Annotated in this window: 21 protein-coding genes; 13 read left to right on the top strand and 8 right to left on the bottom strand. The window is 42.1% G+C overall.

Features of this window, described 5'->3' with window-relative positions; genetic code table 11:
* Window positions 1-59: 59 nt before the first annotated feature.
* The 6 genes from NLP_RS07160 (at window position 60) to NLP_RS07135 (ending at window position 7,149) form a co-directional block, all read left to right on the top strand.
* Window positions 60-1,877, top strand: a complete 1,818-nt coding sequence (locus NLP_RS07160; protein ID WP_104905793.1) for an ABC transporter substrate-binding protein — start codon at window positions 60-62, stop codon at window positions 1,875-1,877.
* Window positions 1,878-1,997: 120 nt separating this feature from the next.
* Window positions 1,998-2,786, top strand: a complete 789-nt coding sequence (gene larB / locus NLP_RS07155; protein WP_104905792.1) for a nickel pincer cofactor biosynthesis protein LarB — start codon at window positions 1,998-2,000, stop codon at window positions 2,784-2,786.
* A 107-nt stretch (window positions 2,787-2,893) separates the two neighbouring features.
* Entirely contained in the window at window positions 2,894-3,100 is a 207-nt protein-coding gene (locus NLP_RS07150; RefSeq protein WP_104905791.1) for a hypothetical protein, read from the top strand.
* Window positions 3,101-3,182: 82 nt separating this feature from the next.
* Complete coding sequence (gene argH / locus NLP_RS07145; protein ID WP_104905790.1) at window positions 3,183-4,568, top strand: argininosuccinate lyase; 1,386 nt, start codon at window positions 3,183-3,185, stop codon at window positions 4,566-4,568.
* 1,097 nt (window positions 4,569-5,665) lie between these two features.
* Window positions 5,666-6,160: an NUDIX hydrolase gene (locus NLP_RS07140; RefSeq protein ID WP_104905789.1), complete on the top strand. Its 495-nt coding sequence runs from the start codon at window positions 5,666-5,668 to the stop codon at window positions 6,158-6,160.
* Window positions 6,161-6,333: 173 nt separating this feature from the next.
* Window positions 6,334-7,149, top strand: a complete 816-nt coding sequence (locus NLP_RS07135) for an alpha/beta fold hydrolase (protein WP_104905788.1) — start codon at window positions 6,334-6,336, stop codon at window positions 7,147-7,149.
* A 503-nt stretch (window positions 7,150-7,652) separates the two neighbouring features.
* Here the strand turns inward: NLP_RS07135 and NLP_RS07125 are convergent.
* A complete protein-coding gene (locus NLP_RS07125) occupies window positions 7,653-8,537 on the bottom strand; it encodes a DUF2382 domain-containing protein (protein WP_104905787.1) in 885 nt (294 codons plus the stop codon).
* Window positions 8,538-9,525: 988 nt separating this feature from the next.
* Here NLP_RS07125 and NLP_RS07120 point away from each other — a divergent pair.
* From NLP_RS07120 to NLP_RS07110, 3 genes are all read left to right on the top strand, one after another.
* Window positions 9,526-9,975 carry a CAAD domain-containing protein gene (locus NLP_RS07120; protein WP_104905786.1) on the top strand — a complete coding sequence of 150 codons (450 nt, stop codon included), beginning with the start codon at window positions 9,526-9,528 and terminating at the stop codon, window positions 9,973-9,975.
* Window positions 9,976-10,515: 540 nt separating this feature from the next.
* Window positions 10,516-10,713, top strand: a complete 198-nt coding sequence (locus NLP_RS07115) for a hypothetical protein (RefSeq protein ID WP_104905785.1) — start codon at window positions 10,516-10,518, stop codon at window positions 10,711-10,713.
* A 20-nt stretch (window positions 10,714-10,733) separates the two neighbouring features.
* The gene (locus tag NLP_RS07110; RefSeq protein ID WP_104905784.1) at window positions 10,734-12,452 is read left to right on the top strand and encodes a PRC-barrel domain-containing protein; all 1,719 of its coding nucleotides are present in this window, start codon (window positions 10,734-10,736) and stop codon (window positions 12,450-12,452) included.
* A gap of 84 nt (window positions 12,453-12,536) precedes the next feature.
* Here NLP_RS07110 and NLP_RS07105 read toward each other — a convergent pair whose 3' ends face one another.
* The 5 genes from NLP_RS07105 to NLP_RS07090 form a co-directional block, all read right to left on the bottom strand.
* Window positions 12,537-13,001: a type II toxin-antitoxin system VapC family toxin gene (locus NLP_RS07105; protein WP_104905783.1), complete on the bottom strand. Its 465-nt coding sequence runs from the start codon at window positions 12,999-13,001 to the stop codon at window positions 12,537-12,539.
* Window positions 13,002-13,009: 8 nt separating this feature from the next.
* Complete coding sequence (locus NLP_RS07100; protein ID WP_104905782.1) at window positions 13,010-13,423, bottom strand: hypothetical protein; 414 nt, start codon at window positions 13,421-13,423, stop codon at window positions 13,010-13,012.
* A 266-nt stretch (window positions 13,424-13,689) separates the two neighbouring features.
* Complete coding sequence (locus tag NLP_RS07095; protein WP_104905781.1) at window positions 13,690-14,223, bottom strand: hypothetical protein; 534 nt, start codon at window positions 14,221-14,223, stop codon at window positions 13,690-13,692.
* 25 nt (window positions 14,224-14,248) lie between these two features.
* Window positions 14,249-14,446: a hypothetical protein gene (locus NLP_RS32905; RefSeq protein ID WP_158680312.1), complete on the bottom strand. Its 198-nt coding sequence runs from the start codon at window positions 14,444-14,446 to the stop codon at window positions 14,249-14,251.
* 208 nt (window positions 14,447-14,654) lie between these two features.
* Window positions 14,655-15,521, bottom strand: a complete 867-nt coding sequence (locus NLP_RS07090; protein ID WP_104905780.1) for a pantothenate kinase — start codon at window positions 15,519-15,521, stop codon at window positions 14,655-14,657.
* Between the two features lie 110 nt (window positions 15,522-15,631).
* Here NLP_RS07090 and NLP_RS07085 point away from each other — a divergent pair, with 110 nt between their 5' ends.
* Together NLP_RS07085 and NLP_RS07080 are read left to right on the top strand one after the other, a co-directional pair.
* Window positions 15,632-17,356 (top strand): diflavin flavoprotein, encoded by a 1,725-nt coding sequence (locus NLP_RS07085; protein ID WP_104905779.1) that lies wholly within the window; start codon window positions 15,632-15,634, stop codon window positions 17,354-17,356.
* Between the two features lie 160 nt (window positions 17,357-17,516).
* Complete coding sequence (locus NLP_RS07080) at window positions 17,517-19,229, top strand: diflavin flavoprotein (RefSeq protein WP_104905778.1); 1,713 nt, start codon at window positions 17,517-17,519, stop codon at window positions 19,227-19,229.
* A 212-nt stretch (window positions 19,230-19,441) separates the two neighbouring features.
* Here the strand turns inward: NLP_RS07080 and ribBA are convergent, their stop codons facing one another.
* The gene (gene ribBA / locus NLP_RS07075) at window positions 19,442-21,115 is read right to left on the bottom strand and encodes a bifunctional 3,4-dihydroxy-2-butanone-4-phosphate synthase/GTP cyclohydrolase II (protein WP_104905777.1); all 1,674 of its coding nucleotides are present in this window, start codon (window positions 21,113-21,115) and stop codon (window positions 19,442-19,444) included.
* Window positions 21,116-21,432: 317 nt separating this feature from the next.
* Between ribBA and argC the strand changes: the two genes are divergently transcribed.
* Entirely contained in the window at window positions 21,433-22,491 is a 1,059-nt protein-coding gene (argC, locus tag NLP_RS07070) for an N-acetyl-gamma-glutamyl-phosphate reductase (RefSeq protein WP_104905776.1), read from the top strand.
* A 53-nt stretch (window positions 22,492-22,544) separates the two neighbouring features.
* Here the strand turns inward: argC and eno are convergent, their stop codons facing one another.
* Window positions 22,545-23,834 (bottom strand): phosphopyruvate hydratase, encoded by a 1,290-nt coding sequence (gene eno, locus NLP_RS07065; protein ID WP_104905775.1) that lies wholly within the window; start codon window positions 23,832-23,834, stop codon window positions 22,545-22,547.
* A gap of 269 nt (window positions 23,835-24,103) precedes the next feature.
* Between eno and gloA the strand changes: the two genes are divergently transcribed.
* A complete protein-coding gene (gloA, locus tag NLP_RS07060; RefSeq protein WP_104905774.1) occupies window positions 24,104-24,538 on the top strand; it encodes a lactoylglutathione lyase in 435 nt (144 codons plus the stop codon).
* Window positions 24,539-24,810 lie beyond the last annotated feature (272 nt).

Raw genomic sequence — 24,810 nt, 5'->3', positions numbered from 1 at the left:
TTATGCAGTCAAGGCTGAACACGAGGTGTATTATGCTAACAGTTTAGTCTTTCAGTCTTATGATTTTTGCCCTCTTGCCTAGCCGCCGCCGTGGGTTTGCAGTTTTAGTAATATTCGGTCTATTCTTGATTTGTCAGATAGCTCTTATCAGTTGCAACCCAATTAATTTTAAGAGTAAGGCGGCACAAGTATCCCAATGGGTTACAAGCACTATCGGCGACCCGAAAACATTTAACTACGCTTTTAATCAAGAATATCCTCATGTTTTTCTGTTCACGACTGAAGGACTAACGACTCTCAACGGGATTACAGGCAAATTTGAGCCAGCTTTAGCTGAATCATGGGATATTTCTGATGATAAAAAACGAATTGCTTTTACTTTACGAGAAAACTTGAAATGGTCAGATGGCAAACTACTTACCATAGATGATGTCATCTTCACTTATCAGGATGTGATTTTTAATTCACAGATTCCTACTGATTGGAAAGATAGTCTTAAAATTGGTTCTAGTGGTACTTTTCCTAAAATCAGAAAAATAGGCGATCGCCGGATTGAATTTATTCTACCTGAACCTTTTGCTCCGTTTCTTTCTACCACTGCTGGAGCATCCACAAATTCAGTTGGCATTTTGCCTAAACATGCTTTAGCTGAATCTTTAAAATCTCAAGATGCTAAAGGGAATCCCAAGTTTTTATCTACTTGGGGAACCGATACAGATCCCAGTAAAATTATTGTCAACGGTGCCTATAAAATAGAAAGTTATACTCCTAGTCAGCGTGTGGTATTTCGGCGCAATCCTTATTACTGGCGCAAAGATAGCCAAGGTAATCAGTTACCTTATGTTGAACGCATTATTTGGCAAATTATTGAATCTACAGATACAATAATTCTTCAGTTTCGCTCTGGAGGATTAGATACAGTTACTGTTTCTCCAGAAAACTTTTCACTACTTAAGCGCGAAGAAAAGCGGGGAAAGTTTACTATTTACAATGGAGGAGCGGAATTTAGCAATACTTATATTTCGTTTAATCTCAACAAAGGTCGGCGACAAAATGGACTGTCTGTAATTGACCCAATTAAATCCCGCTGGTTTAATACCCTTGCTTTTAGACAAGCAGTTGCCCATGCGATCGACCGTCAATCAATGTTAAATAACGTTTTTCGCGGAATTGGTGTATTACAAAATTCGCCAATCGAGATTCAAAGTCCTTACTATTTTTCTCCAGAAAAAGGTCTGAAAGTTTATGAATATAATCAAGAAAAAGCTAAAAAGTTACTATTAAGTGCAGGTTTTAAATATAATGCTAATAAACAGTTACTAGATGCTGATGGTAATCGTGTGCGCTTCAGTTTATTAACGAATGCTGAAAATAAAACTCGTGTGTTAATGGGAGCGCAAATTAAGCAAGATTTGAGTAAAATCGGGATTCAAGTTGATTTTAATCCAATTGCTTTCAATACTCTCACAGACAAACTTTCTAATTCCCTCGATTGGGAATGTTATCTGCTAGGCTTTATTGGAGGGATTGAACCAAATGACGGGGCTAATGTTTGGCTACCGGAAGGTGGACTACATACCTTCAATCAGAAACTTCAAGCAGGGCAAGAACCACTTATTGGTTGGCAAGTTGCAGATTGGGAGGCGGAAATTGGTCGTTTTTACATTCAAGCGGCACGAGAGTTAGACGAAGTAAAGCGCAAAGAGATTTATGCAAAAACGCAACGCCTCTCTCAAGAATATTTGCCTTACATTTATTTAGTGAATCCTTTATCTTTGGTAGCAGTGCGCGATCGCATTCAAAACGTCAAATTCTCTGCACTTGGTTCCCAAAAAGGAACGCTGTGGAACAAATATGAACTGGAAGTCACAGAATAGAGTTTAAATTGAATACTGGGGATTATACTTTGATAGATATTTTCTATTTATTTAAAGTATTAAAATCTCTGCCCTTGGTGGCACGTTTGGAAACATTTATAAAATCAAAACAACTGACCAGTGTCTCAACATGAAAGTTTGCGATCGCTCCTCGAAGCCGTTGCCAATGGTAAAGTTACACCAGATACGGCATTCGATTCACTCAAAGACTTAGCTTACGAATCTGTAGGTGAGTTTGCCAAAATTGACCATCATCGCCAACTCAGAACTGGTTTCCCAGAGGTGATTTGGGGCCCTGGTAAAACTCCTGAGCAAATTGCTCAAATTATGGAAGTGATGCGCCTCCGTAACCCAGTGGTGATGGCAACTCGCATTGAACCAGCAGTTTATGCCGCACTGGAATCAAAAGTTAGCGGTTTGCGATATTACGATTCGGCGCGAATTTGTGCGATCGCTCCCCCAACTATAGAACCACAATTCTGGGGTGAGATTGGCATTCTTTCAGCTGGTACCGCCGATTTACCCGTTGCTGAAGAAGCTGCTGTGACTGCTGAACTTTCTGGTTTTCGCGTCCAGCGCCTCTGGGATGTTGGCGTTGCTGGGATTCACCGTTTGCTGAGTAACCGCCACCTGATTGAATCAGCATCAGTGTTGATTGTCGTGGCGGGGATGGAAGGCGCTTTACCCAGCGTTGTTGCAGGTTTAGCGAGTTGTCCCGTGATTGCCGTACCCACCAGCATTGGTTATGGCGCAAGTTTTGGTGGTTTAGCACCTTTATTGACAATGCTTAACTCTTGTGCTGCGGGAGTAGGTGTAGTAAATATCGATAATGGTTTTGGTGCAGCAGTTTTGGCGGGGCAGATTTTGCGGACTGCCGAGAAATTGCGGTTGGCATCGGCTGCATCTTGAGTTAAGACATTGAAGTTATATCCAAATATTTCAGTAAATATCAGTAATTAATGTAAATAATAAACTGATGCTGAAATTTGCCACCCCTAACTTCTTAATCACCAAAGATGAGCAATTACAGCGATTTGACATCTCACTTACTTTGGCATTTGCCTGTAAATTGGACAGCCCTAGCACAAACAATCACCGATCCAAACGTTATGGGTCAGATGCAAAAAGCTTGGAGCCACTTTATACAAACAGGTCAAGTGTGGGCATTGTTGATTGGTTTAGTCATTGGCTATATGATTCGGAATCTAACTAGCTACGGTTAAAGTAATTTTGGATTTTGGATTTTGGATTAATCATCAATCCAAAATCTAAAATCTAAAATTGATGCCCCTTCCTTGATAATTTATGACCGAAAAACAAACTTGGAGCCAGAGGTTTGAATCAGCGTTGCATCCAGCGATCGCTCGTTTTAATGCCAGTATAAGTTTTGATATTGAATTAATCGAATATGACCTTACTGGTTCTCAAGCTCATGCCAAAATGCTAGCTCACACGGGCATCATCTCCTCAGAAGAAGGAGAGCAACTTGTTGCCGGTTTAGAACAAATTCGCCAAGAGCATCACCAAGGTAAATTTCAGCCTGGTATCGATGCTGAAGACGTACATTTTGCAGTTGAACGCCGACTAACGGAAATTGTCGGCGATGTGGGTAAAAAGCTGCATACGGCGCGATCGCGTAATGACCAAGTTGGCACTGATACCAGACTCTACCTGCGCGACCAAATTCAGCAAATCAAAAGCGAATTGCGAGAATTTCAAGGTGTTTTACTGGATATAGCCCAAAAGCACGTTGAAACCCTAATTCCTGGCTATACTCACCTACAACGCGCCCAACCAGTGAGTTTAGCTCACCACCTCTTGGCATACTTTCAAATGGCGCAACGCGATTGGGAACGCTTAGGAGATGTTTCTCGCCGCGTCAATATCTCACCTTTGGGATGTGGTGCTTTAGCGGGAACTACTTTCCCCATTGACCGCCACTACACAGCCAAACTATTGGATTTTGACGATATTTATGCTAACAGCCTTGATGGAGTGAGCGATCGCGATTTTGCGATCGAATTCTTGTGTGCCGCTAGCTTGATTATGGTTCACCTCAGCCGTCTTGCAGAAGAAGTCATTCTTTGGTCATCTGAAGAATTTCGCTTTGTCACCCTCAAGGATAGCTGTGCTACAGGTTCCAGTATCATGCCCCAAAAGAAAAACCCCGATGTCCCAGAATTGGTGCGGGGGAAAACGGGGCGTGTATTTGGTCATCTTCAGGCAATGCTGGTGATTATGAAAGGGCTACCTCTGGCATATAACAAAGACTTACAAGAAGATAAAGAAGGTCTATTTGATAGCGTCAACACAGTCAAAGCCTCACTAGAAGCGATGACAATTTTGCTCAGGGAAGGCTTAGAATTTCGTACTCAGCGGTTAGCATCAGCTGTAGCGGAGGATTTTTCTAACGCTACCGATGTAGCAGATTATCTGGCAGCACGGGGCGTTCCTTTCCGGGAAGCTTACAACCTTGTGGGTAAGGTGGTAAAAACTAGTATTGCCGCAGGTAAACTCCTGAAAGATTTGAAGTTAGAAGAGTGGCAACAACTACATCCGGCATTTGCAGCAGATATTTACGAGGCAATATCCCCTCGTCAAGTTGTTGCTGCCCGCAACAGTTACGGTGGTACTGGCTTTGTACAGGTAAACAAAGCACTCATAGCCGCCCGCACTCAAATGGCTCAATAGAGATATTGGGGAAGTAGGGAGTAAAGAAGATGAGCCAGACAAGGGAGAATTAATTATTGAGCAAGTCTGTCACTTGTATCCCCATCTACCTTTTCTCTTTTCCATACCCAACCCAATGCCCAAAAATAAATAAAGGCGTACATTTGTACGCCCTAAAAGATAAATAATCTAAATAACAAGGATTTAAGCAGACAGCTTAGTCAGTGTCAGCTGCTGTTGCTGCGCCTTCTTCTTCTTCACTCTTCGGTGGTCTTTGTTGGAACCTTCTCTGCATTCTTCCTGTCGTAGTCCGTTTACGAAACTTTCTAGCATACGCCTGGTTACGTAGCGCCTTTTCTTTTTTCGGGTTACGGCGCTTGGCCATGTTCACCTCTATTAATAAACAACAAAAAAGTAGCAACTAGGCATCACTTAGGCAATATTAGCTACCAATGTTATTGATATACTTCTAGCCTAGTGCAGCAATAAATATGCTTTAAACAGTGTGCTAGTCTACCGCATTTTACCTGGTTTTGTCAATATAAATTCTGAATTATCCACGCCAGTAGGGCAAAAATATCTTTTCTGAGATTCCAATCTGTCAAATGATTGTAAATTAGCTCATTAGTTGTTGTTCTTGAAACAAACCAATATTATCAAGAAATTATCAAGAAATAATTCAGGAGTCGGTCATCAAAATTCGGGAGGCATAGGTAAGTTTAAGCATAAAGTCTAATTTTTTATTTAGTGGTGTTTAATTAATTGTAGGTTTTAAACCCTACTTAATTGCCTCTTATAAATTCATGATTCAGAATTTTGACTTATTATTCATATTATTTTTATTTGTTATAAAAATCTATTATTAACAGCTAATTTCAGCAGCACTAATGTTAGCTATAAACTGAAAGTTTACTTTTTTAAAAAAATATTATGTATATATAAATATAGTGCTTCTCATGAAACTTGATGTTAGAATTGATAATATTCTACGTAAATCGTGAGAATAAAATCTCAACCCACAAGCATTTTTGTATAAAACAAAACTCAACAAAAATTTTATTAGTTGAGCCTATGTAAGTGGTAGAGAACTATAGAATACAACACATAAATTTTGAAGATTGAACGTTATTGCTTTTTTTCCGGCAGCTGTAGAGTCCACACGTAGCTTATGGCGTATTGGACAAACAGTATTGGGTATAATATTTCGTCATCCCATTACTGGCACTAGTATCATCCCAATTTTACCCGATGGTCGGATTGTACTGATCCGGCGGCGCGACAATGGTCTTTGGTCATTGCCTGGAGGGATTGTAGATTGGGGAGAAGATATTCCCAATACAGTCCGCCGGGAATTGATGGAGGAAACCGGGCTAGAATTGGTGAAAATTAACCGTTTAGTAGGAGTTTACTCGGCACCAGACCGCGATCCCAGAATTCATTCAATTTGTATTGTGGTTGAAGCCGAAGTGCATGGGACAATGGAGATTCAAGACACGTTAGAAGTCATGGAAATCCAAGCTTTCTTTCCCAGTTTACTACCTTCAGGAAAGATGTCTCATGACCATACTAGGCAGTTGCAAGACTACTTAAATGGCTTGACAACACTGGCATAACAATATTTTTCATTAGTCATTAGTCATTAGTCCTTTGTCATTTGCTGCCAAAGTTATGATGTCAGGAAGCCTTGGCTCATACTTCTCTGTTTGTAATTTGTCCAGAACTAGTTAATAATGACCAATGACCAATGACTATTTATTATGGTGCTAAAAGTTAACTACTAAATAAAATGGATACACTATTCCGTAACTCCCGAAGAAAGCTTTCTCAAGGGCTATTATTCTGGCGTGAAGTCGGTGAAAAAACTCCTATAATTTTTTTACATGGTGCTTGGAATGAGAGCAGTCAATGGTTATCTGTGATGGAATCCCTTGCACAAGATTTTCATTGTTTTGCACCTGATTTGTTAGGGTTTGGTGAATCAGAAAATCCTAATATCCACCATTCGATAGATTTACAAGTTGAGTGTCTAGCTGAATTTTTGCAAGCTGTGAAGCTAGAAAAAGTATATTTAGTGGGGCATTCTCTTGGGGGTTGGATTGCTGCTAGCTATGCTTTAAAGTATCCAGAAAAAGTTGATGGTGTGGTACTGCTAGCACCAGAGGGCGTAGAGATAGCAGGACAAGAAGAGTATTGCCAGAAGATGCGGCGATTATTGAATTATCCACCACTAATAGTTAAATTTTTGCGATCGCTAACTCCCTTCACTAAAATCCTGGGTTGGCATGAAAAAATTGCACAGGATTTGCATCTGCGTCAGGCGCTATTGCCGTATCCCATAGGTTGTCAGTTACTTTTCAAAAGGCGACAAATAGAAATTGAAGCAGAATTAGTACAAAAGCGGCTTTATATGATAGATGTGCCGGTTTTGCTTTTACAAGGTGGCCAAGATACACCAGATGCTTTAGCCAAGAGTCGGGTTTATGCTCAACTAATGCCGAAAGTTGAATTGAAAATGATTTCCCATGCCGGAAATGACTTACCAGAATCTTGTGCTGGAGTTGTAGCGGTTGAGATTCGGGAGTTTATTCAAGGAAATCAGTGATTAGAGGAAAGCGGGTTACGTATCTCAAAAGCCCTGAACTATTAGAGGAAAGCGGGTTACGTATCTCAAAAGCCGTGAACTCAACCAATTAAGCTAAATCATTGAGAGTTTGCTGCCAATCTGCTACACATATTCCTTCGCTCTCAAAGCGTGATATGTGTTTCAAGTTTGTTGTCACAACTATTACCTGATCAAAACTCTTCAATTGGAGAATTGCTTGAGTAGCAAGAATTACATCACCATCCAAGCTGTCATTACTTGCCGTAGGCTTCCCCTAGTTTCGCACCCATACCCATAATTCGGCTCCTTTTCGCATCGTTTCAGGAGTCAATCGTATAAGACAAATTTGGTTAAATTGGTTGAGGCAGCCAATACTTTTTTGTTTATGTTCTCTCAAGAGTTCTGCTCGATCACAAAAATGCCGAAAACGCTTGAAGAGATTCCAGACTCAGCCTGGAATCTCTGTGCTGTTTAACAAGTGATGAAGGCTAAAAGCAATCTTCTTAAATACGGTCTTTGGGCAAATTATTACCAGTTTTTTCCTCAATAGTACGACCCTCAGCATCAACATCTAACTCTTCACGTCGAATAGTATCTTCAACTTCAACGATTTCTTTGTCTACAACTTTCTGCACTCTGACTTCTTCGCGTAAAAAAGCTTCTTTCTGGACATCAGCAACTTCTTCATAGAGTTCTATACGTGCTACCTCGCCCTCACCGAAGTTAGCTGTTTGAGGCGACACAACTTTGCCTGCATCTTGAGGAGTAACTCGTTCAATCACGACTCGCTCTCTTTCCACCGGAACAGAAACTCTGACAGTTTCGGTTTCAACGTGCTTGCCAATTGTCACTTCTCCAGTTTTCCGGCGTTGTTTGTTGGCAACCAGCCTTTCTTCGTAAAGTTTGAAGGTTTGGTCTTCATGAGCGTTGACATCATACAGATCCGCATCCTGTGCGTATGTGTAGTTGTTGCGATCATAAGTGGGAGTACGAATATCTGTCGATGCTAGCGCAGCTGAACTTTCTACAGACGGTGTGCGATATCCTCCACGCACCCGTTCTTCATAGTCGTAATCAAGCGCTGTGTGTTCTTGATATTCAGGCAAATTTTCCGCTTGCTCTTTTGTGATCCCAACGGCATATACACGGTTTGCTCTAGAGTCAATGCGCGATTTTCCTACTGGTAGTAATACTTTCTTGCCAAAAATCCATAAGCCTAAGTCAACAATTAAATAGCGAAATGCTCCTTGCTCATCGACTACAGCATCATTTACTGTGCCAATCTTCTCATCAGTTCCCTGAACATACACATCCATTCCTTTGATGTCGTTACCTTGAATAGCATCCCGGTAATCTGTATCAAATTCACTTATTTTTTGCAGTGGCATTATTCTATTCCTTAAAACGTACTGTTTCTTTTTTATAACTTAGCACATTCAATTTAGATAAATCTTGTTTCCGAAGATTCAGTTAAATCATATTGAGCTTTAATAAAAAGTAGTAAATTCATCTAGTTTTACTTGCATTATAAAGAAGTCTTATTTCAATATATTGACTTTTTTCACTCTGATGATGAAATCTATTATAACTAAAATTTTCCAGAAGGAAGTCCGGTTTTAGGGACTTTTCAGTCAGAGCTTTAACCCCGTCTGGAAATAAGCCATTTAACAAAGTGGGGATTTAAACCTTGCTCACAACCGTTGCCCTATAAAACTCTAGAGGGCAGTCTTCATAAACCAGGACACCTCTATTATTAATATTTTTGTGACTAGGTTCTAGCCAGAAATGTCAGGTTAAAACTTACCTACATTCATATATATTCAGAACTTTCAGTTAGTTAAATTTCTTAAAACCTTACATTTCAATCAAATATCCTGATATTTGTTTAGGGCTTATTGTTTGAGATGAAGTCCTGATCTCACTCTAGAGAAAAAAAACTTACTCCAAGAGATTGATGAAAAACTAATATGAAAATGTCTTAATATTATTGAAGCCCTACAGAAATTAAGCGATCGCTTCAATTGATCTGATTACTTAGTAATAATAAAAGGCAGTCCTACTGAGAATATGCGTGCGGAAGCGATTCTCAAACGGCGAAAAATTGAGGATTTCATTATTGATGATACCTCCACAGAAGACAACTGAGGAGTTCGTCAAATAGTGAGTTTTGATAACAACAGTGAAGACCGTGCTGTGATCATTGTGGACTGCCGACATGAAACTTTTTAACTCACTGTGTATGTAGAGTCAAAAATTCATAGCTAAGGAAATAAAAGGCGTTAAAAATGTAGTTGTTAAAGCAACTATTGCCAAAGTTGATAGCAACAAAGCCTAAACTTTAAAACTGTTCTCATTGTAGAAAATTAGGAGAGAATTATGGAAAATGAATTACAGCAACAGCAATATGTTGATGCTGCCTCCCAAAACCGGATAGAAGCTCTTATTGGTTCAGAGGCTGGAAACTTGCCAATGTTACCGCCTGCCTCAGAAACTGAAGAAGAATGGCAAAGAATTGGTAGACAGATTTCTACATTTTTGGCACAACTACCTGAGTACATAGGTAGGTTCTACCAAGAATACAAACTACTGATTATCAGCTTTGCTTTGCTTGTGATAACAGTTACGGCACTGAAAATATTTCTAGCAGTACTGAACGCAATAAATGATATTCCATTAGTTTCTCCAATTTTACAGTTCATTGGACTGGGTTACACAGTTTGGTTTACTTTCCGCTATTTGCTCAAAGATTCTACTCGGCAAGAATTAGCCGGAGAAATTCGTTTGCTTCAAAAACAAATTTTAGGCAGACAAGAATCACAGACTTAGAGCTAACCACAGTATAGTGGCGAATGAAAAACTTTTTTTCGCCATATATGTGTGTTTGAATACTTGTGGTCAAGTAAAACTCGGCTTTTTAGTTGATCATTGTACGGATGTATAGAGGTATCCATTAAATTAAGCCGCCCCATCACCAGTATGAGTGCTAATTAAAATCGCTCAAACCATTGCTTAGGGAAATCCAAATAATCAAATGCCCATATTTTTTGGGGAATTTATTTATTTTTGAAGAATCAACTGAGCGATGGTATATGTGGGTAGATAGATATGTACGTCCAATTAATAATTATCTAAACGGGAGCATCCCAAATGTGCAAGTTGATTTTCATACGGTATTTTGACTTAGACGGAGAATGAAATAACGAACCGCAAAGGACGCAAAGAACACAAAGGAAAGAGGTTTTTATCGGGCTTTTGTACCAGTCCTGTATCTTTTGGCAAAATTGGGATGCTCCCATCTAAACAACCTTGTCTGATTTTTATAACAAGCTTGGCGATAAAAAAACAATATATAAATAAGAGGAAAAAATGCCTAGACTCGTAGGACAACGCTCTAATACTGGAGCAAATATCACCGTTTTCATCATCCTTGTCGCCATCTTTGGGGTATTCTTGGAATACTTTGGCGTTATTGACATCGTTCCTGGTTTTGGCAGAGAGGGACGATATTTTCAGCTAAAAATTCAGCCAACCAACGAACAAGTCACTGGACAACCCAATCAATAATAACTGCGAGGGATAGAGAAATGCGTAAAGGTAGTGATGTGATCGATAAAGTAGTCGTCACCTCTGACAAGGGTCAGAAAATTCAGCGAATTATAGATTTAATTTTTGATCACAAACGCAATCAACTTTTGGGTTTCCTGGTTGAAGAGAAGGGACTTTTTGGGGATGCAAAAGTTATTCCTCTACAAGAGGTGCAAGCGATCGGGTCAGATGCGATCATAGTTAAATCAAAAGAATCTATTGTTAAGGCACATCGTGTTCCTGCAATTAAAGAGATTCTGCACCAGAATATCGTACTCAGAGGAACGAGAATTCTGACCACTGAGGGACTTTACCTGGGTGGACTGGTGGATTTGTTCTTCGATGAGCATAGTGGACTGGTGGAAGGATACGAAGTTTCTGGCGGTATATTTGCTGATGCTTACTCCGGGCGATCTTTCGTTCCTGCTCCCGAAGCACTGACAATTGGTGACGATGTTGCCTTTGTGCCTCCAGAAACTGCTCAAATGATGGAAGAACAGGTCGGTGGTATCCGGGGAGCAGTCCAAGCAACTGAAGACAGGTTCCAAGAATCGGCTCAAACGGCTAACCGCAGGCTACAGTCAGCCAGCCAAAATGCAGGTGAGCAACTACAAAGCTCAGTAGAGAACGTGAACCGCAGGCTACAGTCAGCAAGCCAGAATGCAGGTGAGCAAATACAAAGCTCAGTAGAGAACGTGAACCGCAGGCTACAGTCAGCAAGCCAGAATGCAGGTGAGCAACTACAAGCTGCAACTGATGCTACTAGTGGCAAACTGCAAGACCTCAATCGAAATGCAGCTGCCTCCCTGACAAATAATTTGGTTGACCCTGCCGAGCAAAAAGTATACGTGATTGGCAAACATGTTGAACGAGATGTGCTAACGCCAGACGGTAGTGTACTGCTACTACAAGGGCAAGAAGTCACGCTAGTTGATGCAGAAGCGGCCTCTCGTATGGGTATCCTTGATGAACTCTATCGAGCTACCGGTGGCAGTCTGACTGCAAACATCAGCCGCAATTTGCAAGCAGCAACAGAATCTACTAGCAATCGAATTGGGAGCGCAACGATGAGCAGTGCTGCTAACCTACGTCACTCCGTTAATGGGCTGGCAGCACAGGCGATCCAGCAGGTAAGAGGGCGCAGAGTCCTGCAAACAGTCCGTGCTGACGATGGCTTAATTATTGCGGCATCTGGGCAGATTGTAACTGAATCCGTCCTTGCTCGTGCCCAGAGTTACGGCAAACAAGCAGAATTACTCAACGCTGCTGGTCTGGCTCTAGCAACCGCAGTTCGTTCTACTACAAGTGACACATGGTTAGAAACTAAAGTTCAACTGCGCCAAGGGGCAAGCGTCGCCCAAGAGAACCTCAATACTTTCTGGCAAGCCTTGAAACAAAAGGCAGAAATGCTACAAAGACGCAGTACACGGGCAATGAGGAAGCAACGAATTGAACAAGCATTGGGTCGTCCTGTTACCCGCGTCATTCTTGATCCAGAAGACAATGTGATTCTGAATGTGGGTGAATTGATTACGCATTGCGCTGTGCGTCAGGCTGAAGAAGGTGGAGTCCTGAATATCTTACTGAGTTCAGTTTATATTAAAGAGCCAGAAATCTCTGGTCAAGAGCTGCGTGCCCAAGAACATGGAATGGCGGCCCTGTCGCATCACGATAATGGGCGATCGCAACTTGAATCCAAATCAATCTTAGTAAACTAATGCTCGACATCTTGTGCTGGGGTTGTAGCGATCGAGATTCGAGAGTTTATTAAAGCTATCTTAAAAAGCCATAATTTAAACGAATTAAACTAGCTCATTCAGAGTTTGCTGCCAATCTAATACACATATTCCTTCGCTCTCAAAGCGTGATATGTGTTTCAAGTTTGTTGTCACAACTATCACCTGATCAAAACTCTTCAATTGGAGAATTGCTTGAGCAGCAAGAATTACATCACCATCTAAGCTATCATTGCTTGCTGTAGGCTTCCCCTGGTTTCGTACCCATGCCCATAGTTCGGCTGCTTTTCGCATCGTTTCGGGAGTCAGTGGTATGAGACAAATTTGACTAAGTTTGTTGAGGCGATCTATACTTTTTCGTTTTCCTTGTCTCAATAGTTCACGCCGAAGTTCATAATCGGCTATTTCCGGCACACGTATAACAGTTTCGGTTTTCCCTAACGATTGTAACCACTGTTGGACTTTTGGGTCTACTTGTGGATGCGTTACTTGGCTCAAAGGATGAGTGTCTAGCAATACGGCTCTACTCATCTGTGTTTTTACACTGACATCCGATTCTGATTCAAGCCTGTCTCAATCTGTGGGTATGTTTGTTCATCATATCCCGATTCATCAACCATCCATTCGTCAACCAGTTCTATTACCTGTTCTAAGGAATCATCCCCATTGGCTTCCAATTCAGAAAATTGTAGAGCAACTTGATATTTATCTAGCTTGGTTACATTCGATGCTAGGGGAGGGAATCGGTTAGTCATAGCCACTTCATTAATATCTCTCGTTTCATTAGAAACAGATGTTGCTATACGATAGTTTTCAGAAATCAGAATATTGGATAATAGTGAAGATTTTTCTTCAATCAACGCATCGATTTGTGTCCTAATTTTTAGCAGTTCCACTAAAGATAAGGTATCTAATTGACGCATAATCACATCTAGCTGTGATGTCTCGGACATAACTTAACGCTGGGTAAACTTCTCTTTCAATTTTATGCCATTCAAGCTTTATTTGTTTGCTGACCTTCTGATCACTCTCAAACTCCCCGTTTACCCTTACCAGAATCTTGTGCTGGAGTTGTGGCGATCGAGATTGGGGAGTTTATTAAAGGAAATTAGTAATTATAGGAAAGCGGGTTCAGAAAACTTATATCCATAAAAAAACGTTTATTTATATTAATTAAATAAACGTCAGGGTGAATATAATCGCTAGGTCAAAATTTAAGTTATTGATTTTCTGCGATATCCATGCTTAGTCTATCTCCAGTTTCCGCATCTACTACCATTAGAATTTTGGATTTTTTAAATTTTTCTGGATGTGGTGTTTTTTCATCACGGACTCGTTGTGCTACATCAATCCCGTTTGGTGCGTCAATTTCAATTAACCAGACACGACGATTAGGATGTACTTGAAGGTTTTCAACGCTATCGCCGCCAAGTTTACTTTTAAATTTGATGTAATCGGAGTAAGTTACAAGCCGTGCATTTTTGAGATTCAAACCTTGTCGTAATTGTCCAATTGCACGTTCTTTTGTAATCATCTGCAAAACGGGTTTTGCGCTGTTATCTGGGTAAAGATATTCTGTCGGCGTTGTTGGTGACGGTGGCTCAGGAATAATAGGCTTGTTTAATTCAGGAGGTCTTCTCAATCCCGGAGGATCACTGTTATCTGGGTTATATACTGAATTTTGGGCTAATAATGATGTCGTTGGAATTGTGATACCAATCGCCAAAATACCTAAAAACAAAAGTTTTTTCATCTTTTACTCTGTTGATTATAATCTATTAAGGACGTAAGAATTGAATAGCGTTTTGACCTCCATTTTGTACAGGAAACCAACCCGAATACCAACCACGGTTATTATTTTCTGCGGCTATAGGTGCGGTTCCGGTGTAATTTTGAAATCCTGATGCACCTACAGGATAAGTCCAGACATTCTCGACATAAGTTCCGTTTCTGAATGAATGTTGGTTATCTCCCAATACGGTTCGGTTAAGGCAACAGACGCGATAAATCGCCGTCTCTACAAAGGACTGATTATTGTAAAGATGCCGATTTATCGCGTCTTTGCGATCTAGGGCGTGTCATCAAAAAACCTTATCCGAACCGTATTGGGTTATCTCCTGACTCGATACCAACAATAAGATCCCCGACTTCTTTGAGAAGTCGGGGATCTTAGTCTCTCGATTTTCACAACTCATTTAGGATTGCTATATCACCCATTACTATTTCCCGCATTCCCCAAAAAATTAAATTTGTTTCCACAATTAAAGATACTGCAATTGTAGGATATAAAGCTTGCAGATAATTTAGTAATAAAGTGCGATCGCCCCCTTTAATCGCAATCTTACCATTAGGAAATAATTGCCACCACGCTTCAATAAAATCTTTGATTCCAGCGATTAAAGTGTAAATAACTCCACTTTGAATTGATTCTGTAGTATTCAGCGCAAAACGTGGTGGTAAAGACGCAATATTTTGCCTTTCTACTAATGGTAATTGTCCTGTTTTTTCACCGAGAGCCGCAAATTGCAAACCTATTCCTGGCAGAATTGCACCTCCAATCAGACACTGATTATCATCCGCAACTGTAAAAGTCAGCGCTGTCCCAGCATCAATCACCAACATTGGAAAACCCCACATTTTCCCCGCACCCCATAAAGCTAAAGCGCGGTCAATTCCTAATGTGGGATACATACCTTTGAGTGGTACTTGGTCTAAGGTAATAACGCGAACGTTGGGATAAATTTGCCAAATAGCAGTTTGGCTGGGAACTACGGAGGCGAGGAGGAGGGGAGGCGATGACGTGGGAAAGGAATTGTCTGCGTATCCTCCTTGTTTCTTAGTTCTCTGATGGAGTGGAAAAATTTTCTCTAGTAAATCATCCAGGGTTTGACATTCAGCCATCTGTTGTATGACAGACTCAGGTATATAGTCGGTATCCCAAGCTGAGGAAAGCGTCTCGCCTAAAAATAATGCCCAATGCAGCCGAGAATTACCAATTTCCAAAGCTAGCCAAACATTCTCTGTTTGTTCTGGGTGCTTATACGATTTCACTGTTTTAACTTTTTTAAATCAGTCAGAGGTTTTTTAATAAAATTTAACATTCAAGGCGTGTAACAATAAAACCAGAGGAATAAATACTCAATTTGTCAAGGAGGGGAGTTATGGTAGCGCTCACCGAAAAAACTGAAAAACGGCTCACCATACAGCAGGTGGAAATCGCTCAAGAGACGACGGCTATTCGCTCTTTGGATTGGGATCGCGATCGCTTCGATATTGAGTTTGGTTTGCAAAACGGCACTACTTATAACTCGTTTCTCATTCGTGGGGAGCAGACTGCCTTAGTTGATACCTCCCACGAGAAGTTTCGTCAACTATACTTTGATACGCTCACCGGACTAATCAACCCAACAGATATTGATTATTTAATTATCAGCCACACTGAGCCAGACCATAGCGGTTTAGTTAAAGATTTGCTGCAAATAGCTCCAGAAATTACCGTTGTCGGTTCTAAGGTGGCGATTCAGTTTCTTGAGGATTTCGTACATCAGCCATTTAAGCGGCGGATTGTGAAAAATGGCGATCGCTTAGATTTGGGCAATGGTCATGAATTTGAATTCGTGATTGCCCCAAATTTACATTGGCCGGATACCATTTTCAGCTTTGACCACAAAACCAAAACTCTCTACACCTGCGATGCTTTTGGGCTGCACTATTGCTCAAATAGCACCTTTGATGAAGACTTAGCCGCGATCGAAGAAGACTTTCATTATTACTATGATTGCTTGATGGGGCCAAATGCCCGGTCAGTTTTGTCTGCGCTGAAGCGGATGGCGGAACTGAAAACCATCGGTATGATTGCCACAGGACACGGGCCATTATTATCTCACAATGTTGAGGAACTAGTTGGACGTTACCGCACTTGGAGCCAAACCCAAGCCAAGCCAGAAACTATAATTGGAATATTTTACGTTTCTGAATACGGATATAGCGATCGCCTCGCGCAAGCAATTGCCAATGGTATCGGTAAAACTGGTGTTGCCGTGGAAATTGTCGATTTGGGTTCTGAAGTCGATTTACAAGAACTGCGGGAACTAGTGAGCCGATGTGCTGGACTAATAGTTGGTCTACCTCCGGCTTCTGGTGCTGCGAGCATCCAATCTGCACTCAGCACAGTTTTAGGATCTGCTAAAGAGAAGCAAGCCATCGGCGTGTTTGAAAGTGGGGGTGGCGATGATGAGCCAATAGATCCGTTGGTGAGTAAATTCCGCAATTTGGGTTTGACAACAGTTTTTCCAGCGATTCGGATTAAACAAACGCCCACAGAAAATACTTACAAGTTGTGTGAAGAAGCGGGTACAGACTTAGCTCAATGGGTAACACGCGATCGCAGCATCAAAGCGATGAAATCTCTCGGTGCTGACTTAGATAAAGCACTTGGTAGACTTAGCGGCGGATTGTATATTATTACTGCCAAAAAAGGTGATGTATCCAGTGCCATGCTAGCCTCGTGGGTAAATCAAGCCAGCTTCAAACCTTTGGGATTTTCCATTGCAGTCGCCAAAGATCGGGCAATTGAATCACTCATGCAAGTAGGCGATCGCTTTGTTCTCAACGTCTTAGAACAAGGCAATTTCCAACCACTCATGAAGCACTTTTTGAAACGGTTCGCCCCTGGTGCAGATCGCTTTGAAGGAGTGAGAACCCAGCCAGCCGAAAATGGTGCGCCTATTCTCAACGATGCCCTCGCCTACATGGAGTGCGAAGTCGTCAGTAGAATGGATTGCGGCGACCATTGGGCAGTATATAGCACCGTCTACGCCGGACGAGTTTCTAAGCCAGATGCTTTAACTGCTGTGCATCATCGCAAAGTTGGAAATCACTATTAATTTTGGATTTTGGATTTTGGATTTTAGATTAATAATCCAAAATCCATAAACATTCAATAAAGCATTTGTGTAGGATGGCCCTCTCTACTTAATATCCAGAATTTGGATGTTGAATTAACAATCTAAAATCTAAAATCTAAAATCTAAAATTTTTTAAGTCATGTCAAAAAATAAACCTCGTGATGTTCAAGTTTATCCAATAGCTACAGATACAAGAATACTGCGATCGCGCAGTTGGTCAAGGCTCAGATTTGAAATTGAATATGCTCTTGCTAAGGGTACAACTGCTAATTCTTATTTAATCGAAAGCGATAAAACTGCCATCATTGACCCTCCAGGGGAAACGTTTACAGAAATTTATTTAGAAGCGTTGCAGCAGCGTTTCCATCTCGAAGACTTAGATTATGTAATTTTGGGACACGTAAATCCTAACCGCGCTACAACTTTAAAAGCTTTATTAGAAATTGCTCCCCAAATCACCTTTGTGTGTTCTAATCCAGGGGCGATAAATTTACGTGGAGCGCTGGAAAATCCAGATTTGAAAATTCTTGTCATGCGGGGTGAAGAAACCCTAGATTTGGGTAACGGGCATAATTTACAATTTATTCCCACCCCCAATCCCCGCTATGCAGATCAACTTTGCACCTACGATCCACAAACAGAAATTCTCTACACAGATAAGTTATTTGGGGCACATGTTTGCGGAGATCAGGTATTTGATGAAGGTTGGGAAGTATATAACGAAGATCGGCGCTATTATTTTGATTGCCTCATGGCTCCCCACGCCCGTCAAGTAGAAACAGCGCTGGATAAACTAGCTGATTTTCCCGTGAGAATGTATGCCAATGGACACGGGCCTTTGGTACGCTATGGCTTAATTGAATTGACCAAGGCTTATCGAGAATGGAGTCAACAGCAAACATCTGCTGACTTGACAGTAGCGTTAATTTATGCATCAGCTTATGGAAATACCGCAACATTAGCGCAAGCGATCGCTCGTGGGATCACCAAAGCTGGTGTCGCTGTAGAATCGATTAACTGCGAATTTACTGAACCAGAAGAAATCCGCGCAGCTGTGGAAAAAGCCGGTGGTTTCATCATGGGTTCTCCAACTCTCGGCGGTCATGCACCCACACCCGTGCAAACAGCTTTAGGAATTGTCCTATCTACTGCTACTAACAATAAACTTGCTGGTGTTTTTGGTTCCTTTGGCTGGAGTGGGGAAGCGGTTGATTTAATCGAAGGTAAATTGAAAGATGCTGGTTATCGGTTTGGTTTTGATACCATTCGCGTGAAATTCAAACCCGACGATGCCACCTTACAATTGTGTGAAGAAGCCGGAACCGACTTTGCCCAAGCCTTGAAAAAAGCTAGAAAAGTGCGATCGCAGAGTCTTCCTGCGACTACTGTAGAACAAGCAGTTGGTCGCATTGTCGGTTCTTTGTGCGTTATGACTGCAAAAGAAGGCGATCGTTCCAGTGCCATGTTAGCCTCTTGGGTAGCTCAAGCTAGCTTTAATCCCCCTGGTTTAACCATAGCCGTTGCTAAAGAGCGGGCAGTAGAAACACTGACGCATACAGGAAACAAATTTGTCCTCAACATTCTCAAAGAAGGCAATCACTTGGGATTGATGAAGCATTTCCTCAAACCCTTTGGCCCAGGACAAGACCGATTTGCCGATGTCGCCGCCCAAGAAGCTGAAAACGGTTCTCCCATACTTACCGATGCCTTGGCATATCTAGAATGTTCCGTACAAAACCGGATGGAATCTGGCGACCACTGGCTAGTTTATGCGACTGTCGAGAGTGGTAAATTGTTAGATACAGATGGCGTTACAGCTGTGCATCATCGCAAGTCGGCAACTCATTATTAATTGGGCATGGGGCATGGGGCATGGGGTAAACTCCTCATCGCCCAAAAATTTTATCTCATCATTCCCCTTCAGGTGAGTAAGAGGCTTCTTTTTGTTTCAGCTAAAAAGTAGAAGTTTGGAGAGCGATCACAAGCGGCGCATTTTTTGATATAGTTTGTCACGAAAAACATGACATGAGCGCCTAATGCACCGCTAGATAATATAGTGCGCAGTTATTTGCTAAAGCTGTAAATTTGCTGCGTCTCCAAGCGATCGCTAATTGATGAAGGCAGTGTACCATTGGCGAATGTCTGCCGATCTAGTTGGACTTGTAAATTACTCAAAGGATCGCAACCAGAAGAAATCATAAATTCTAGTTTCTGAATATAAGGCACAGTTGCTAGGTTATCCAGAATTTGGAAGATTGCGTGTATATAAGGATGACCACTCTGCTGATACCAATCACAGCTAGCAACTTTTGCCTGATCGAAACCCAAGTGTACTGTTAAAGATGGCTCGTCAAATAGAGCGATCGCTAAGGGACGCGCTTCTTCCTGTAACAATAGATCGTTACTTTTCGCTAAGTGTCGCAGTTTTTCTAAGCGTTCATAACGTTCCGTCACAGCTTCCGGGTCATCTTGCCAGTGGATTGCTACTGTTACCAAATAAGTTTGTAACAGCATGTGACCCAGCTTTTTCGCCTTTGTCGCCAGATAATAGGAATTGTAATCGTTTGCCTCAATCAACAATGGCACGCGATCGACTACTTCCAACCCATAACCTTTAACTCCAGCAATCTTACGGGGATTATTGGTAATCAAGCGAATCTTTTTGATACCCAAGTCCATGAGCATTTGTGCCCCCATCCCGTAGTCTCGTAAGTCAGCAGGAAATCCTAAACGCTCATTTGCCTCTACTGTATCTAGTCCCATATCCTGCAACGAGTAGGCTTTCAGCTTGTTAATCAAGCCGATTCCCCGTCCTTCTTGGCGCAGGTATACAACTACACCTTGACCAGCAGCCTCAATCATTTTCAGTGCAGCTTGCAACTGCATCCGACAGTCGCAACGCAAAGAACCCAAAGCGTCACCAGTTAAGCATTCTGAGTGCATCCGCACCATCACTGGCTCATCTTTGAAGTTAGCTGGATCACCCTTGACAATTGCAACGTGTTCTGTATTATCCAGGGTATGACGATAGGCATAAATTTCAAACTGACCGAATTGACTAGGCAGCTTGGTAATTACCTCACGATACACTAGGCGATCGTGCTGTAGGCGATAGCTGATTAAATCCGCAATATTAATAATTTTTAAATTGTGACGTTTAGCGTATTCAACTAACTGCTGCAACCGCGCCATTGAACCATCGGAGTTTTGAATTTCACAAATTACCCCCGCCGGGTATAGCCCTGCTAGCCTAGCTAAGTCCACAGCAGCTTCCGTATGTCCTGCGCGTTTGAGTACGCCTCCAACCTTAGCCCGAATGGGAAAAATATGACCAGGACGACGCAAATCGGTAGGTTTTGTGGCTGGGTTGAGAGTAACCTGGATAGTCCGGGCGCGGTCTTCTGCTGAGATGCCTGTGGTGACACCTAATTCTGGCCCGGCATCAATACTGACAGTGAAGGCAGTTTGGTTAGTATCTGTGATGTTGCTTACCATCAAGGGTAAGTCTAACTCGTCTAAGCGATCGCCTGTCATTGCCAAACAAATTAGTCCTCTTGCTTCCACCGCCATGAAATTAATCATGTCGGGTGTGGCAAATTGGGCAGCACAAATTAAGTCGCCTTCATTTTCTCTATTTTCATCATCTACCACTACAATGACGCGACCAGCTTTTAGGTCTGCTAAAGCGGCATCAATCGAATCAAATTTAAAAGCTTGGGTAGGATTAGTCTGTGACACAGAAAGATTTCCAGCTATAAACGTAAATTTTTTTAACAATTTCTTCTTTTAGATTGTAGCTCCTTTATAAGGCAGAGAAGTAGACTAGCAATGATTTGATAGCGGGGCAAAAATTTTTGCCATAAAAAGTGGTGATAAAGTGCAGCGACAGTAAAGGATGAAGGGGATGAGGAAGAATAATAATTGTTTGTTTGCTCCCCGATCTTCTCAGAACAAAGTAGAGGGGTTTGAAACGTTTTGTGCGCTACGCGTCTAGTCGCTGATATTGTTGATAGCTGAGAACGAATTAACCATTCATGGGATAAGGATTTGGGATCATGGGCAAATTTAGACGCGTACCCGTTGGGATTGTTGGCGCGTCGGGCTATGGTGGAGTGCAGTTAGTACGACTACTGATGGATCACCCAGAAGTCGAAATGGTTTATTTAGGAGGTGAGAGTAGTATCGGGAAATCCTTTGGCGATCTCTACCCGCATCTAGCTCATGCAACTAACCTGCTAATAGAGGCAATAGAACCAGAAATAATTGCTCACCGCTGTGAAGTAGTTTTCCTGTCTTTACCAAATGGTCTGGCTTGCCAAATCGCACCCAAACTGTTGGAAAAAGGATGTAAAGTACTAGATTTGAGTGCAGACTATCGGTTTAGTGATTTGACAACTTATACAAATTGGTATGGTACAGAGAGAAGCGATCGCACAATTGCAGCGACAGCAGTTTATGGATTACCAGAACTTTACCGCGATCGCATTGCCGATGCTCAACTTATTGGCTGTCCTGGTTCCTATCCCACTGCTAGTCTCCTTGCACTTTCGCCACTTTTAAAGCAAGGCTTAATCAGACCAGAAACAGCTATTATCGATGCCAAGTCTGGCACATCTAGCAGTGGACGACAACCTCAAACCAACCTATTACTAGCTGAAGCAGACAACTCCATAACAGCTTTCAATGTTGGTCGTCACCGTCATACCCCAGAAATTGAGCAAATTTGCAGTGACTTAGCTGGTCACGAACTCACGATCCAATTTACACCGCACCTTATCCCAATGGTACGCGGTATTTTGGCAACAGTATATGCCACAATGAGCGACCCCGGTCTAGTGCGAGATGACTTAATCACAATTTTCTCAGCCTTCTACCGCAACTCTCCTTGGGTAAGAGTCTGCGGTAGCGGCGTTTACCCGCAAACCAAATGGGCTAACGGCAGCAATCTTTGTTACATCGGTGTAGAAGTTGACCCACGCACGGGTCGTGTAATTGTCATGTCAGCAATTGACAATCTAATTAAAGGACAGGCGGGCCAAGCTATTCAGTGTCTGAACCTGATGATGGGCTGGGATGAAACCTTGGGGTTGCCCAAGTTGGGGTTTTATCCTTGATTAGGGGAAAGGGAACAGGGGACAGAAAATACCTATTCCCTATTCCCTACTTGCTACTTCGGTCCTAACCCCACAGCACCAGCATAAATGGCGCGATCGCCTAGTTGATCTTCAATTCGCAGCAAGCGATTATATTTTGCTACTCGTTCGCTGCGACACAGAGAACCTGTTTTGATTTGACCGGCACGGGTTGCTACAGCTAAATCGGCGATTGTTGTATCTTCTGTTTCACCAGAACGATGGCTAATTACTGAACGGATACTGTTGCGAGTTGCCAAATCAATTGTTTCCAAGGTTTCAGTCAGAGAACCGATTTGATTGAGTTTAATCAAAATGGCATTAGCGGCTTTTTCCTGGATGCCTCTTTGCAAGCGAGTAGCGTTAGTCACAAATAAATCATCTCCTACCAACTGCACCCGCGAACCTAACTTCTGGGTCAGCAATTGCCAACTTTGCCAATCTTCTTCGTGTAAACCATCCTCAATTGACACAATTGGGTATTGGTCAACTAGTTGTCCTAAATAATCAATAAACTCAGTCGGAGCGTGAGGTTTACCATCGTAAACATACTGACCATTCTTGTAAAATTCGCTAGCCGCCACATCTAACGCCAAGGCTACCTGTTCCCCTGGTTTATAACCAGCTTTCTTAATCGCAGCAACCAACAATTCCAAAGCCACCTGATTAGATTCTAGGTTGGGGGCAAAGCCGCCTTCATCGCCCACACCAGTAAGCAAACCCTTTTCATCTAATACCTGGCTGAGGGTAGCAAACACCTCTGCACCCCAGCGCAACGCTTCTCTGAAGGAAGTTGCGCCAATTGGGACAATCATAAACTCTTGAAAATCCACGTTATTTGAGGCGTGTGCGCCACCGTTAATCACGTTCATCAACGGCACTGGGAGCAAATTCCCTAAAGGGCCACCCAAATAGCGATATAGAGGAATTTCTAGAGACTCAGCACCAGCTTTAGCAGCTGCTAAGGAAACCCCCAAAATTGCATTAGCCCCCAAATTGGATTTGTTAGCAGAACCATCTATCGCAATCATTGTCCGGTCTAGCAATTCTTGATTGAGGACATCCAGACCTAACAATTGTGGTGCAAGTGCTTCTCTGACGTTTTGTACAGCCTTGAGTACGCCTTTGCCCCCATAACGACTTTTATCGCCATCACGCAGTTCGTGAGCCTCAAAAGTGCCAGTAGATGCACCACTGGGAACTTGCGCCAGTCCGACAACACCGTTAGCTAAATGCACTTCGGCTTCAATTGTCGGTCTACCGCGTGAATCCAGAATTTCACGGGCTGCGATCGCCTCAATGGCAGTATCTAGAAATTTACTCATCTGTACTTTATCCTTTATTCGAGTGTGTTACGCATCCAGTCCAGTTGCCTAACCCAATCGCTAGCATAGGCGGTTAAGAGACTTTCTCGGCTGAGATTAAAGAAGATTTCCATTATAGGGATCGGGAGCAATGCCAAAAATGGGTAATTGTTTATCCTGTCCTTTCGGCTTTTAATTCTTTCTGTAACGGCATTTTTCCCTTAAGACTTTGAGCTAGGTAAAATGTTTGCAGAGAATAACACTAAATCAATTACAGAGAAAAGGTCAATATGCGATTACTACACACAATGCTGCGGGTGGGCAACCTTGAAGAATCCTTAAAGTTCTACTGTGAAATTCTAGGAATGAAACTGCTGCGCCGCAAAGATTATTCGGGGGGAGAATTTACCTTGGCTTTTGTTGGCTATGGCGACGAAAGCGACAACTCGGTGATCGAACTAACCTACAACTGGGGTGTGGAAAAGTACGAATTAGGTAATGCTTACGGTCACATTGCTCTTGGCGTTGATGATATTTACGCTACGTGTGAAGAAATTCGCAATCAGGGCGGTAAACTCGTGCGCGAACCAGGGACGATGAAACATGGTTCGACGGTAATTGCCTTTGTGGAAGATCCAGATGGGTATAAAATTGAACTTATTCAACTGGAAACTCAAGGTTCAGGAGTCAAACAGGAATCACAAGAGCAACTTGTGAGTCAGTAATTTTTATCAGGGATTTCCAAAAAATTAATTATCCGGTAGGGTGGAATGTCATTTATTTAAGCTGGATTCAGATCCTCGACTTCTTCAAGAAGCTGGGAATTTGGGCAGCAACTTGTGCTTAAGAGCCATAGGAAAATCCACACAGATGTCTTAAAAAGTTGAGCTAGAGAGAGATTGATTTTTCCCGCGCACTGTCGTCTCGTGTCAGTAAACCCAGAAGACGCGCGAGACTTTTCCCCTTTTAGGCGGGTTAGGGGATCTCCTCTACGTAA

The organism is Nostoc sp. 'Lobaria pulmonaria (5183) cyanobiont' (genome assembly GCF_002949795.1).
Classification (GTDB): Bacteria; Cyanobacteriota; Cyanobacteriia; order Cyanobacteriales; family Nostocaceae; genus Nostoc.
This window is presented reverse-complemented; position numbering and strand designations above follow the sequence as displayed.